This is a genomic window from Caballeronia cordobensis (assembly GCF_001544575.2).
In the GTDB taxonomy this organism is placed as follows: Bacteria; Pseudomonadota; Gammaproteobacteria; order Burkholderiales; family Burkholderiaceae; genus Caballeronia; species Caballeronia cordobensis.
The window spans coordinates 47,780-60,606 of the sequence record NZ_FCNY02000029.1; the positions used below are offsets into that span (position 1 = coordinate 47,780).

11 protein-coding genes are annotated in these 12,827 nt (G+C 63.7%); 4 read left to right on the forward strand and 7 right to left on the reverse strand.

The features are described 5' to 3' along the window. Positions 1 to 107: 107 nt before the first annotated feature. The gene (locus AWB70_RS34520) at positions 108 to 314 is read right to left on the reverse strand and encodes a cold-shock protein (RefSeq protein ID WP_041730164.1); all 207 of its coding nucleotides are present in this window, start codon (positions 312 to 314) and stop codon (positions 108 to 110) included. 524 nt (positions 315 to 838) lie between these two features. Between AWB70_RS34520 and clpS the strand changes: the two genes are divergently transcribed. Both clpS and clpA read left to right on the forward strand, forming a co-directional pair. Beyond that, positions 839 to 1,153: an ATP-dependent Clp protease adapter ClpS gene (clpS, locus tag AWB70_RS34525; RefSeq protein WP_014190611.1), complete on the forward strand. Its 315-nt coding sequence runs from the start codon at positions 839 to 841 to the stop codon at positions 1,151 to 1,153. Then, the gene (clpA, locus tag AWB70_RS34530) at positions 1,150 to 3,453 is read left to right on the forward strand and encodes an ATP-dependent Clp protease ATP-binding subunit ClpA (RefSeq protein WP_014190612.1); all 2,304 of its coding nucleotides are present in this window, start codon (positions 1,150 to 1,152) and stop codon (positions 3,451 to 3,453) included. Before clpS ends, clpA begins: the two co-directional genes overlap by 4 nt. A gap of 87 nt (positions 3,454 to 3,540) precedes the next feature. Here the strand turns inward: clpA and dut are convergent, their stop codons facing one another. The 6 genes from dut to AWB70_RS34560 form a co-directional block, all read right to left on the reverse strand. Next, positions 3,541 to 3,987: a dUTP diphosphatase gene (gene dut / locus AWB70_RS34535; RefSeq protein WP_053567545.1), complete on the reverse strand. Its 447-nt coding sequence runs from the start codon at positions 3,985 to 3,987 to the stop codon at positions 3,541 to 3,543. Between the two features lie 11 nt (positions 3,988 to 3,998). Beyond that, the gene (locus AWB70_RS34540) at positions 3,999 to 5,000 is read right to left on the reverse strand and encodes an LLM class flavin-dependent oxidoreductase (RefSeq protein ID WP_053567546.1); all 1,002 of its coding nucleotides are present in this window, start codon (positions 4,998 to 5,000) and stop codon (positions 3,999 to 4,001) included. After that, a complete protein-coding gene (gene coaBC, locus AWB70_RS34545; protein ID WP_053567547.1) occupies positions 4,997 to 6,265 on the reverse strand; it encodes a bifunctional phosphopantothenoylcysteine decarboxylase/phosphopantothenate--cysteine ligase CoaBC in 1,269 nt (422 codons plus the stop codon). Before coaBC ends, AWB70_RS34540 begins: the two co-directional genes overlap by 4 nt. Beyond that, the gene (lspA, locus tag AWB70_RS34550; RefSeq protein WP_053567548.1) at positions 6,265 to 6,780 is read right to left on the reverse strand and encodes a signal peptidase II; all 516 of its coding nucleotides are present in this window, start codon (positions 6,778 to 6,780) and stop codon (positions 6,265 to 6,267) included. The genes coaBC and lspA overlap by 1 nt, the downstream gene beginning before the upstream one ends. Then, positions 6,780 to 9,611 (reverse strand): isoleucine--tRNA ligase, encoded by a 2,832-nt coding sequence (gene ileS / locus AWB70_RS34555; protein WP_053567549.1) that lies wholly within the window; start codon positions 9,609 to 9,611, stop codon positions 6,780 to 6,782. The genes lspA and ileS overlap by 1 nt, the downstream gene beginning before the upstream one ends. 103 nt (positions 9,612 to 9,714) lie before the next feature. Next, positions 9,715 to 10,710, reverse strand: a complete 996-nt coding sequence (locus AWB70_RS34560) for a bifunctional riboflavin kinase/FAD synthetase (protein WP_053567618.1) — start codon at positions 10,708 to 10,710, stop codon at positions 9,715 to 9,717. A 148-nt stretch (positions 10,711 to 10,858) separates the two neighbouring features. On the opposite strand from AWB70_RS34560, the gene purN reads away from it, so the two are divergent. Next, positions 10,859 to 11,509 (forward strand): phosphoribosylglycinamide formyltransferase, encoded by a 651-nt coding sequence (gene purN, locus AWB70_RS34565; RefSeq protein ID WP_053567550.1) that lies wholly within the window; start codon positions 10,859 to 10,861, stop codon positions 11,507 to 11,509. Continuing rightward, positions 11,506 to 12,813, forward strand: a complete 1,308-nt coding sequence (locus AWB70_RS34570; RefSeq protein WP_053567551.1) for an RsmB/NOP family class I SAM-dependent RNA methyltransferase — start codon at positions 11,506 to 11,508, stop codon at positions 12,811 to 12,813. Before purN ends, AWB70_RS34570 begins: the two co-directional genes overlap by 4 nt. Positions 12,814 to 12,827: the final 14 nt, after the last annotated feature.

A 12,827-nucleotide genomic window follows, 5' to 3' on the forward strand; every position in this document is an offset into this window, starting at 1 on the left:
TTTGCCGTGGGCGAATGTCTCGTCGATGTGCCTGATGCGCCTGGCGCAGGATGAAAAAAACCCGGCGCCAGGGCCGGGTTTCACGAGGCAAAGTATCGATCGAACGGTCAGACAGCGTCCTGGATGTTCGAAGCCTGCTTGCCCTTCGGTCCCTGGACGATCTCGAAGCTGACCTTCTGGCCTTCCTTGAGTGTCTTGAAACCGTTCATTTGAATCGCCGAGAAATGTGCGAACAGATCCTCGCCGCCTTCATCGGGCGTGATGAATCCGTAGCCTTTCGCGTCGTTGAACCACTTGACCGTACCAGTAGACATTCGTACTTCCCCTCTAACTCTCGTCGCAACCTGAGCACGCTCGAAAAGCTTGACGGCCCACCCCACACGTGAACCGCCCCCTCCTCACAAGCTCGCCTCGGCCTCTTTTTTTCGCCCGTGGTTGGCCCCCGGAAAAAAGTGCCAGTTTGATTGTTAAATCTCTTAAATCGGGTGTCAAGGAATTTTTGGGATAGCCGTTAAGCTCGTTGCAAAGACCGCATTTGTAGGGTAATTCCTGCATTGCGTGTGCGCTGCCGTCCAAGCACGCCATCTTGAAAAGTCGCATAATCGACTCACTTGTGTGTTACCCGGCGGCCCGCGGCGTCAGGTGCTCGGTTTGTTTTTTTTGAAGCTGTGCGATACTGATTTCGACGAGGTGCAAGCGGGCCGCGCCGAAATGTCGGGCAGCGGCAGGAATCGATGGACAGTCATGGTGCAAGGGCGTTTCCAGTGTTTCATTCCGACCGTGCGGTCGGTGCTGGAGCGGCGATTGCGAGGACGTCCGTGTTGTTTAGAATGGGTGTATGGCGATCAATCCCAACAAGCAGGATGGCACGGTACTGGAACGGCAGGAGCAAAAGCTCAAAAAGCCGGCCATGTACAAGGTGGTGCTGCTGAATGACGACTTCACGCCGATGGAATTCGTCGTGATGGTCGTGCAGGAATATTTCAATAAGGATCGTGAGACTGCGACGCAGATCATGCTGAAGGTTCATCGCGAAGGCAGGGGAGTTTGTGGGGTCTACACGCGAGATATTGCGTCGACCAAAGTTGAGCAAGTCGTTAGCCATGCACGGCAAGCGGGGCATCCGCTGCAGTGCGTGATGGAGGAAGCATGATTGCCCAGGAACTGGAAGTCAGTCTGCACATGGCGTTTATGGAAGCACGTCAGGCGCGGCATGAGTTCATAACGGTCGAGCATCTGTTGCTCGCCCTGTTGGACAATCCGACCGCGGCTGAAGTGTTGCGCGCCTGCGCAGCCAACATTGAAGATTTGCGTCAGAACCTGCGCAATTTCATTCATGACAACACGCCGACCGTGCCCGGCACGGACGACGTCGATACTCAGCCGACGCTTGGTTTCCAGCGCGTGATCCAGCGCGCGATCATGCACGTGCAATCGACTTCGAACGGCAAGAAGGAAGTGACTGGCGCGAACGTGCTGGTCGCGATCTTCGGCGAGAAGGACTCGCACGCGGTGTACTACCTGCAGCAGCAGGGCGTGACGCGTCTGGATGTCGTGAATTTCATTTCGCATGGCATTGCGAAGACGAACAGCGGCGACGCCGCGAAGACGAACAGCGAAGCGAATCCCGAATCGGAAGACGCCGCCGCGCAAAAGGAAACGCCGCTCGCCCAGTTCACGCAGAACCTCAACCAGCTCGCGAAGGACGGCAAGATCGATCCGCTCATCGGCCGCGAACTGGAAGTCGAGCGCGTGGTGCAGGTGCTGTGCCGCCGCCGCAAGAACAATCCGCTGCTCGTCGGTGAAGCCGGCGTGGGCAAGACCGCGATCGCCGAAGGCCTCGCGTGGCGCATCACGCGCGGCGAAGTGCCGGACATCCTCGCCGACGCGCAGGTGTATTCGCTCGACATGGGTGCGCTGCTCGCGGGCACGAAGTATCGAGGCGATTTCGAACAGCGTCTGAAGACGGTGTTGAAGGAACTGAAGGAGCGTCCGCACGCCATTCTGTTCATCGACGAGATTCACACGCTGATCGGCGCGGGCGCTGCTTCGGGCGGCACGCTGGATGCATCGAACCTGCTGAAGCCGGCGTTGTCGTCGGGGCAGTTGAAGTGCATCGGCGCGACCACGTTCACGGAATATCGCGGCATCTTCGAGAAGGACGCGGCGCTCTCGCGGCGCTTCCAGAAGGTCGATGTCACGGAGCCGACCGTCGAGCAGACCGTCGCCATTCTGCGCGGTCTCAAGACGCGCTTCGAAGAGCACCACGGCGTGAAGTACTCGTCGGGTGCGCTGTCGGCGGCGGCGGAACTGTCGGCGCGCTTCATCACGGATCGTCATTTGCCGGACAAGGCGATCGACGTGATCGACGAAGCGGGCGCGGCGCAACGCATCCTGCCGAAGTCGAAGCAGAAGAAGACCATCGGCAAGAGCGAGATCGAAGAGATCATTTCGAAGATCGCGCGCGTGCCGGCGCAGAGCGTGTCGCAGGACGACCGCAGCAAGCTGCAGACGCTCGATCGCGACCTGAAGGCTGTCGTGTTCGGGCAGGACCCGGCCATCGACGCGCTGTCGGCATCGATCAAGATGGCGCGCGCGGGCCTCGGCAAGCTGGACAAGCCGATCGGTGCGTTCCTGTTCTCCGGGCCTACCGGCGTCGGCAAGACCGAAGTCGCGAAGCAGCTCGCGTTCACGCTGGGTATCGAACTGCTGCGCTTCGACATGTCGGAATACATGGAGCGCCACGCGGTGAGCCGTCTGATCGGCGCGCCGCCGGGTTATGTCGGGTTCGATCAGGGCGGTTTGCTGACCGAAGCCGTCACGAAGAAGCCGCATTGCGTGCTGTTGCTCGATGAAATCGAAAAGGCGCATCCGGACATCTACAACGTGCTCCTGCAGGTGATGGACCACGGCACGCTGACGGACAACAACGGGCGCAAGGCGGATTTCCGCAACGTCATCATCATCATGACGACGAACGCGGGCGCCGAGGCGATGGGCAAGTCGGTGATCGGTTTCACGTCGCGCCGCGAAACCGGTGACGAGATGTCCGACATCAAGCGCATGTTCACGCCGGAGTTCCGCAACCGTCTGGATGCGATCATCAGCTTCCGTTCGCTGGACGAGGAAATCATCCTGCGCGTGGTCGACAAGTTCCTGATGCAACTGGAAGATCAGCTGCACGAGAAGAAGGTCGATGCAGTGATGACCGACGCGCTGCGCAAGCACCTCGCGAAGCACGGTTTCGATCCGCTGATGGGCGCGCGGCCGATGCAGCGCCTGATCCAGGACACGATCCGTCGTGCGCTGGCCGACGAGCTGCTGTTCGGCAAGCTGGTCAACGGTGGCCGCGTGACCGTGGATGTCGATGCGGACGACAAGGTGCTGTTGACGTTCGACGAGAACTCGGCGCCGCCGCGCAATCCGAATCCGGAAGCGATCGAAGTGGATTGATAGAAGGGGATTAATCGAAGGGGTCTTGGAAGTGAAAACGGCGCGGTTTCGACCGCGCCGTTTTTTTTCGCCTATGCAGCGAGAGACTCAGTGCTTGCCGGTGCTGCCGAAGCCGCCTGCGCCGCGCTCGCTCACATCGAAGTCATCGACGATATTGAACTGAGCCTGCACGACCGGCACGATGACCATCTGCGCGAGGCGTTCCATCGGATTGAGCGTGAATGCGGTGTCGCCGCGGTTCCACGTCGAAACCATCAGTTGACCTTGATAATCCGAATCGATCAGCCCGACGAGATTGCCGAGCACGATGCCATGCTTGTGACCGAGGCCCGAGCGCGGGAGGATCAGCGCGGCATAGCCGGGGTCGGCGAGGTGAATGGCGAGGCCCGTCGGCACGAGCACCGTCTGATGCGGCTCGATGACGAGCGGCGCATCGAGGCACGCGCGCAGGTCGAGGCCCGCGCTGCCGGGCGTGGCGTAGGCGGGCAGGAAATCGCGCATGCGCGCGTCGAGAATCTTGACGTCGAGTTTCATGTGTTCGGGATTCAGCGGCCGAGTGCGAAGGCTTCGGCCAGAAGTTCATAGGACCGCGTGCGCGCGGCGTAGCTGCCGGCGACCGTGATCACGATCAGTTCGTCGGCGTTGAAGCGTTGTTGCAGGATGTGCATTTGCTCGGTCACACGCTCAGGCGTGCCGATGATGCTGCGCGCCTTCTCATGCGCGATCACCGCGCGCTCACGTTCGCCGTACTGCTGCGCGGCGCCTTGTGCGATCGATGGAATCGGTTCATTGAGGCCGTACGCCATTTGCACGCGACGCAGATCGACGGCCTTTTCGAGCGCTTCGGCTTCTTCGTCGGTATCGGCGCAGATGACGAAAACGGCTGCCGCCAGATACGGCTTCGCTTCGTGACCGGCGACAAAGCGCTCACGATACGCCTCCGCCACGCGATGCCCATACTGCGCGTTGATGAAATGCGCGAATGCGAAGCGTATGCCGAGTTGCGCCGCGAGCAGTCCGCCGAAGTCGCTGGAGCCGAGCATCCACAGTTCGGGACGCGTGTCGATCTGCGGTTGCAGCAGCACGCCTTTGGCGAGGGAATCGTCGGGCACCTTGCCGCTGAATAGCGCGATGAGTTCCGCGACCTGCTGCGGAAAAACGTCGCCACGATTGTACGAACCCGCGGCGACCGCCTGCGCGGTGCGCATGTCGCCGCCGGGCGCGCGCCCCACGCCCAGATCGACGCGATTCGGGAACAGCGCTTCGAGCATCAGAAACTGCTCGGCGACCTTGAACGGCGAGTAATACGGCAGCATCACGCCGCCCGCACCGATGCGAATGCGCTTCGTCAGACTGCCGATACGCGCGAGCATCACTTCGGGACACGGATTCGAAACGCCGTGCAGGCCGTGATGCTCCGCGCACCAGTAGCGCGTGTAGCCGAGATCGTCGGCGAGTTGCGCGAGATCGAGCGTCGCGGCGATGGCGTCGGCCACGCTATGGCCGTGGATGACGGGCGTCTGGTCGAGTACCGAAAGTCGGGTCATGAGAGCAATGAACCGCCAGTGCGCGGCGCGCGTTTCGCGATCTCCGCGATCAGCGTGCGCGCGAGTGTCTGCTTGTCGGCGCGCGGCAGCGGCGTGGAACCGGAGGCTTCGAACAGCACGACTTCGTTGTCGTCGCGACCGAAGGTCAGTTGTCCGATATTGCCGATGAGAAGCGGCACGTTCTTGCGCTTGCGCTTCTCTTCGCCGTGCATGTCGAGATCGCCGCTTTCGGCCGCGAAGCCGACGCAATACGGCGGATTCGGCAGCTTCGCCACCGTCGCGAGAATGTCCGGATTCTCGATGAAGTTGAAGGTCGGCTGCGTCGCGCCCGGCGTCTTCTTGATCTTCTGCTCGCTCACGTGATCGACGCGCCAGTCCGCGACCGCCGCCACGGCGATGAAGATATCCGCGTCGGGCGTGGCCGCCATGACGGCGTCGTGCATCTGCTGCGCGGTCTGCACGTCCTGCCGCAGCACGCCCCACGGCGTCGGCAACGAAACGGGACCGGCGACGAGGTGCACGTCCGCGCCGGCCTGCGCCGCCGCGCGTGCGAGCGCAAAGCCCATCTTGCCCGACGAGCGATTGGTGATGCCGCGCACCGGATCGAGCGGCTCGAAGGTCGGACCCGCGGTGATGAGCACGCGACGGCCCCGCAGCAGCTTCGGCTGGAAGAACGCGCAGATCGCTTCGAAAGCGGCTTCGGGCTCGATCATGCGGCCATCGCCGATCTCGCCGCACGCCTGCGATCCCGAATCCGGCCCGAGCACTTCCACGCCGTCCGCGCGAAGCTGCGCGACATTGCGCTGCGTCGCCGGGTTTTGCCACATCTGCCGGTTCATCGCCGGCACGACGAGCAGCGGGCAATCGCGCGCGATGCACAAGGTCGAGAGCAGGTCGTCGCACATGCCGTGCGCGAGCTTCGCCATGAAGTCCGTGGACGCGGGCGCGATGACGATCGCATCCGCCTCGCGCGACAAATCGATATGCGGCATGTTGTTCGGCATGCGCGCATCCCATTGCGACGTGTACACGGGACGGCCCGAAAGCGCCTGCATGGTGACGGGCGTGATGAACTGCGTCGCCGCCTCGGTCATCACGATCTGCACGGTCGCGCCGGCCTTGGTCAGAAGGCGCGTCAGCTCGGCGATCTTGTAGCACGCGATGCCGCCGGTCAGCCCCAAAACGAGATGTTTACCCGCGAGTTCCAACTTGCCTCCGTCGCAAAAAAAGCGCGGCTCCGAAGTGGGAGCCGCGCCAGGGAACATCACTTCGAACCGGGCACGCGCCGCAGTTCGTCGAACACGAGCAGCACCGCGCCGATGGTGATTGCGCTGTCGGCGAGGTTGAACGCGGGCCAGTGCCATGCGTTCACGTGAAAGTCCAGAAAGTCGATCACGTGGCCGTAGGCGATCCGGTCGATCACATTGCCGATCGCGCCGCCCATGATGAGCGAGAGCGCGAGGCAGAAGAGCCGCTGCGCCGCATGCTTCTTCAGCAGATAGCAGATGACGGCCGCCGCGACGACGCCCAGCGCCGTGAACGCCCAGCGCTGCCAGCCGCCCGCCATCGCGAGGAAGCTGAACGCCGCGCCGCGGTTGTAGACGAGCAGCAGGTTGAAGAACGACGTAAGCGCATGCGGATCGCCGTAGGCGAACACGCGCTGCACCGCGATCTTGGTCAACTGGTCGAACAGAATCACGATCAGCGCGACGCCAAGCCACGGCGCGAGTGACACACCGCTTGTTCTGCTGGAAGTTTGTTTCGCCATCGTTCGAGCCATTATGCTGCGCCTCGCGTTTCGCCGGCGCCGAAGAGGTTGGAGAAGCAGCGGCCGCACAGGCCCGGATGATCGGCGTGCGAGCCGACGTCCGCGCAATAGTGCCAGCAGCGTTCGCACTTCATGTAGCTCGACGCGGCGACATCCACGCCTTCTTCCGCTTCGCCCGCCACGCGCTCGATTCGCGCCGAGGACGTGATGAGCACGAAGCGCAGCGCGTCGCCGAGGCTCGCCAGCGCGTCATAGCGCGCGCCGCTCGCACGCACGACGACTTCGGCCTGCAGCGACGAGCCGATCTGGTTCGCCGTGCGCGCCTCTTCGAGCGCCTTGGTGACGTCGCCGCGCGCGCTGCGGATGAGCGTCCACTTGTCGAGCAGGTCGCCGCCGTTCGCGATGTCCGGATAGGCCGCGAAGACTTCCGTGAAGATCGTCTCCTGACCGGGCTTGAGCACCTTGTACGCTTCTTCCGCAGTGAACGACAGATACGGCGCGACCAGACGCAGCAAACCGTGCGCGATGTGGAACAGCGCGGTCTGCGCGCTGCGGCGCTCGCGTGAATCGGCCTGCGTCGTGTAAAGGCGATCCTTCAGCACGTCGAGATAGAAGCCGCCGAGGTCTTCCGAGCAGAACGTCGCGATCTTCGCGACGACCGGATGGAACTCGTACTTTTCGTAATGGGCGAGCGCGTCGTCCTGCAGATTGCGCGTGAGCGCCACCGCATAACGGTCGATCTCGAGCCAGTCCGCGACCGGCACGGCGTTCTTGTCGAAATCGAAGTCGGACAGATTCGCGAGCAGGAAGCGCAGCGTGTTGCGAATACGGCGATACGTTTCCGTCACGCGCTTGAGAATCTCTTCGGAGATCGCGAGCTCGCCGGAATAATCCGTCGAGGCGATCCACAAGCGGATGATTTCCGCGCCGAGCCGGTTCGACACCTCATGCGGATCGATACCGTTGCCGAGCGACTTCGACATCTTGCGGCCTTCGCCATCGACGGTGAAGCCGTGCGTGAGCAGCGCGTCGTAGGGCGGGCGGCCATCGAGCATCGAAGCCGTCAACAGCGACGAATGGAACCAGCCGCGATGCTGGTCCGAGCCTTCGAGATACAGATCGGCCGGAAACTGCAGCGAATCCTTGTGCGAACCGCGCAGCACGTGCCAGTGCGTCGTGCCCGAGTCGAACCACACGTCGAGCGTGTCGCGGTTCTTTTCGTACATGTTGGCGTCGTCGCCGATCAATTCGCGCGGATCGAGCGATTGCCACGTCTCGATGCCGCCTTCCTCGACGCGCTTCGCCACTTCCTCCAGCAATTCCAGCGTGCGCGGATGCAGCTCGCCGGTTTCCTTGTGCACGAAGAAGGCCATCGGCACGCCCCATTGACGCTGACGCGAGAGCGTCCAGTCCGGGCGATTGGCGATCATGCTGTAAAGACGCTGCTTGCCCCACGACGGATAGAACGCCGTATTCTCGACGCCTTCGAGCGCGATGTCGCGCAGCGTGCGGCCGCCGTCCCTGGGCTTCACGTCCATGCCCGCGAACCATTGCGAGGTCGCGCGATAGATGATCGGGCTCTTGTGACGCCAGCAGTGCATATAGCTGTGCGTGTACTTTTCGCTCTTGAGCAGCGAGCCCGCGCCTTCGAGCGCCTCGACGATCTGCGGATTCGCCTTCCAGATCGACAGCCCGCCGAAGAGCGGCAGCGATTCGATGTAGCGGCCATCGCCCATCACCGGATTGATGATGTCCGAATCCGCCATGCCGTGCGCCTTGCACGACACGAAGTCTTCCACGCCATATGCCGGCGACGAATGCACGACACCCGTGCCGCTTTCGGTCGTCACGTAGTCGCCGAGGTAGACGGGCGCGGTGCGCTTGTAGCCCGGATGCGCCGCCGCGAGCGGATGATGAAAGCGCAGGTTCGCGAGCTTCTCGCCCGGCGCGGTCGCGACGACGTCGCCCGTGAGTCCGTAGTTCTTCAGGCATTCCTCGACGCGTTCCTGCGCGAGGATCAAGACGCCGCGCGGCGTGTCGACGAGCGCGTAGACGATCTCAGGATGCACGTTCAACGCCTGGTTCGCGGGAATGGTCCAGGGCGTCGTCGTCCAGATAACGATGCCGCCTTCCTGCTTCGGCAGCGCATTCAGGCCGAACGCCTGCGCGGTCTTTTCCGGCTCCGCGAAGGCGAACATCACGTCGATGGTCGGATCGGTCTTGTCCTTGTACTCGACTTCCGCTTCGGCGAGCGCCGAGCCGCAGTCGAAGCACCAGTTCACCGGCTTCAGGCCGCGGAACACGAAGCCCTTTTCCATGATCTTGCCGAGCGCGCGGATTTCGCCCGCTTCGTTGGCGAAGTTCATCGTCTTGTACGGATTGTCCCACTCGCCGAGCACGCCCAGACGCCGGAAGCCGACCTTCTGCTTTTCGATCTGCTCGCCCGCGTAGGCACGCGCCTTTTGCATCACTTCGATAGCCGGCAGCGTCTTGCCGAACTGCTTTTCGATCTGGATCTCGATCGGCATGCCGTGGCAGTCCCAGCCCGGCACATACACGGCGTCGAAGCCCGCGAGATTGCGCGCCTTGACGATCATGTCCTTCAGGATCTTGTTCACCGCGTGGCCGAGGTGGATGTCACCGTTCGCGTACGGCGGGCCGTCGTGCAGGATGAACTTCTTGCGGCCCTTCGATGCCGCGCGGATCTTCTCGTAGATCTTGTTGTCCTGCCATTCCTTGACCCAGGCCGGCTCGCGCTTGGGCAAATCGCCGCGCATCGGGAAGGGCGTGTCGAGCAGGTTGACGGGGTACTTCGAGGAGGCTTTCTCTTTCTTGTCGCTCATGGGTGACTCAGTGAATTCGGTGAGACGGCGCTCAGGCGCGCGCGATGATTCGTCAGGGCGATGGCAGCGGGCGATGCGCTTTTCTCAAAGCGGCACCGCGCGCTCACCTAATTCGGTCGGTCGCCGAAATGGCGAAGCCGGTGGCGCGGCTGCCCGCGTTGCTCGCGGGCGGCAGGCCGAAATAGGCGCGCGCGTTGTCCACATCTTTCGCGATGGCCGCGCCGAGCGTTTCGAGATCGACGTACTTCTCTTCGTCGCGCAGCTTCTTCAGGAATTCGACGCGCACGAGCTTGCCGTAGGCGTCGCCGTGCCAGTCGAGCACGAAGACTTCGAGCAGCACGCGGCCGGAATCGTCGACGGTCGGACGCAGGCCGAGGCTCGCGACCGCGGGCAAAGGCTCATCCGCAAGACCGTGCACGCGCACGACGAAAATGCCCGCGAGCGCCGGCCGCTTGTGCGCGATCGGCAGATTCAGCGTGGGAAAGCCGAGATCGCGGCCGAGCTTCGCGCCGTGCACGACGTGCCCGCTGATGACATAGGGACGCCCGAGCGCGACTTGCGCGGCGTCGAGATCGCCCGCGACGAGCGACGCCCGCACCGACGACGACGAGATACGCGTGCCGTTCGGATGCGCGACGGTCGCCATCTGCTCGACTTCGAAGCCGTATTGCTCGCCGGCGGCCTTGAGCGAGGCGAAATCGCCCGCGCGTTTCGCGCCGTAGCAGAAGTCGTCGCCGACCATGACCCAGCGCGCATGCAGCCCGTCGACGATCACGTTCTTCACGAACGTGTCCGGCGACTGGCTCGCGAACGTCTTGTTGAAATGCTCGACCACCACGCGATCGACGCCGTTGGTGCGCAGCGCTTCCAGCTTGTCGCGCAGCATGGCGATGCGCGGCGGCGCGCCGGCCGGATTGAAGAACTCGCGCGGATGCGGCTCGAAAGTCATCACGCAGACCGGCAGGCCGCGCGCGTCGGCGGCGGCCCGCACGTGCGCGAGCAGCGCCTGGTGGCCGCGATGGACACCGTCGAAATTGCCGATGGTCAGTGCGCAGGGCGCCCGGCTTTCGGCATTGGGGAGGCCGCGAAAGACTCTCACGATAGGCGTTGGTCGGTGGGAGGGGCTGATGCTGCAAAGCGTTAGATTATAAACGCTCGCGCCGGCACACGGGCGCGCCGGCCCGGGCGCGATGCCGCGCGCGTCCATTGGCACGATTTTCGCACCCGCCGAATGATAAAATCCGCGGATGAAAAAAATCGTTATTCTGATCTCCGGACGCGGGAGCAACATGGAGGCCGTCGTGCGTGCATGCGCGCGCGACGGCTGGCCGGCTCGCGTCTGCGCGGTCGTCTCCAACCGGCCCGATGCCGCCGGGTTAGGCTTCGCGGCCGCGAACGGCATCGAAACGTGTGTGGTGGATCATCGTCAGTTCGACGGGCGCGAATCGTTCGATGCCGCGCTCGCGCGTGAAATCGATCGTTTCGAGCCCGATCTCGTCGTGCTGGCGGGATTCATGCGCGTGTTGACCGATGCCTTCGTCGGGAAATACGCGGGGCGCATGCTCAATATTCATCCGTCGCTCTTGCCGTGCTTTCCGGGCTTGCGCACGCATCAGCAGGCGCTCGACGCGGGCGTGCGCGTGCACGGCGCGAGCGTGCATTTCGTGACGCCGACGCTGGATCACGGACCGATCGTCGCGCAGGGCGCGGTGCCGGTCGCAGGCGGCGACGACGCCGCCGCGCTCGCCGCGCGCGTGCTGAAGATCGAGCACGTCATCTATCCGCGCGCGGTGCGATGGTTCATCGAAGGGCGACTTTCTATCGAGGGCGAACGTGTCGCCCTCACGCCGTCTGAGCCGCAATGGCTCTTTGCCGACATTGCCGGGGAGGGCGCATGAGGCTGCATGGATTTCTGATCGGACAAACCGAAACTTTGCTCGCGGACGTGCTCCGCTTCTCCGGCCCCGCCGACGCCGCGACGAGCCGCTTTTTCCGCGCGCATCCGAAGCTCGGCCACGGCGAGCGCGGCGTGATCGCGGAGGCCGTGTTCGCCGTGCTGCGCCGGAAAATGGAGTTCTCGCACCTCGCGGAAAGCGGCAGCGGCAATCAGGCGCGCCGACTCGCGCTGCTCGGCCTGATGCAGACGGCAGGCCTGTCCGCGCTGAAGCCGTTCGTGTCCGCCGATGAACACCAATGGCTCGCGCAGGTCTCGAAGATCGACCCGGCGAGCCTGCCGGTGCGCGTGCGCACGAATCTGCCGCAGTGGATCTACGACGCGATGGGCAAGCGTTTCGCGCCCGAAGAGCTCGCGCAGCTTGCCGCCGCGCTGAACTATCCCGCGCCGCTCGACCTGCGCTCGAACCCGATCAAGGCGGATCGCAAGGTCGTGCTGAAGGCGCTGACCGAGGCCGGCATCGACGCGGGCGAAATGCCGTTTGCGCCGTTCGGTATTCGCGTGGACGGCAAGCCCGCGCTGACGCGGCTCGCGCCATTCCAGGAAGGCTGGATCGAGGTTCAGGACGAAGGCAGCCAGTTGCTCTGTTCGCTGATGGCGCCGCGCCGCGGCGAGATGATCGTCGATTTTTGCGCGGGCGCGGGCGGCAAGACGCTCGCGCTCGGCGCGATGATGCGCTCCACCGGCCGTCTCTATGCGTTCGACGTGTCTGATCGACGGCTCGCGAAGCTCAAGCCGCGCCTCGCGCGCAGCGGTTTGTCGAACGTGAATCCGGTGCTGATCGACAGCGAGCATGATGCGAAGATCAAGCGTCTCGCGGGGAAGATTGACCGTGTGCTCGTCGATGCGCCGTGCTCCGGCCTCGGCACCTTGCGCCGCAATCCGGACCTGAAGTGGCGCCAGTCGCCCGCAACCGTCGCGGAACTGACGCCCAAGCAGCTCTCGATTCTTACCAGCGCCGCGCGCCTCGTGAAAATCGGCGGCCGGCTCGTCTACGCGACCTGCTCCATGCTCGAAGCGGAGAACGAAGACGTCGTCGCGCAGTTTCTGGCCGCGCATCCGAATTTCCGCGTGGTGCCCGCGCGCGACGTGCTCGCGGAACAGCGCATCGATCTGGACACGGGCGACTATCTGTCGCTGTGGCCGCACAAGCACGGCACGGACGGCTTCTTTGCGGCCGTGCTGGAGCGCGTGCCCGACCCCGCGAAAGCGTCCAAAGCGCCCGAAGCGCCTGAAGAAACCGCCTGAACACGCCGCATAAG

Excerpts from the sequence above, each read along its gene's own strand:
- lspA (WP_053567548.1), bottom strand. The coding sequence starts at position 6,780 with ATGGCTCGAACGATGGCGAAACAAACTTCCAGCAGAACAAGCGGTGTG.
- clpS (WP_014190611.1), top strand. The coding sequence starts at position 839 with ATGGCGATCAATCCCAACAAGCAGGATGGCACGGTACTGGAACGGCAG.
- AWB70_RS34520 (WP_041730164.1), bottom strand. The coding sequence starts at position 314 with ATGTCTACTGGTACGGTCAAGTGGTTCAACGACGCGAAAGGCTACGGA.
- dut (WP_053567545.1), bottom strand. The coding sequence starts at position 3,987 with ATGAAACTCGACGTCAAGATTCTCGACGCGCGCATGCGCGATTTCCTG.
- AWB70_RS34540 (WP_053567546.1), bottom strand. The coding sequence starts at position 5,000 with ATGACCCGACTTTCGGTACTCGACCAGACGCCCGTCATCCACGGCCAT.
- AWB70_RS34570 (WP_053567551.1), top strand. The coding sequence starts at position 11,506 with ATGAGGCTGCATGGATTTCTGATCGGACAAACCGAAACTTTGCTCGCG.
- clpA (WP_014190612.1), top strand. The coding sequence starts at position 1,150 with ATGATTGCCCAGGAACTGGAAGTCAGTCTGCACATGGCGTTTATGGAA.
- coaBC (WP_053567547.1), bottom strand. The coding sequence starts at position 6,265 with ATGTTCCCTGGCGCGGCTCCCACTTCGGAGCCGCGCTTTTTTTGCGAC.
- ileS (WP_053567549.1), bottom strand. The coding sequence starts at position 9,611 with ATGAGCGACAAGAAAGAGAAAGCCTCCTCGAAGTACCCCGTCAACCTG.
- purN (WP_053567550.1), top strand. The coding sequence starts at position 10,859 with ATGAAAAAAATCGTTATTCTGATCTCCGGACGCGGGAGCAACATGGAG.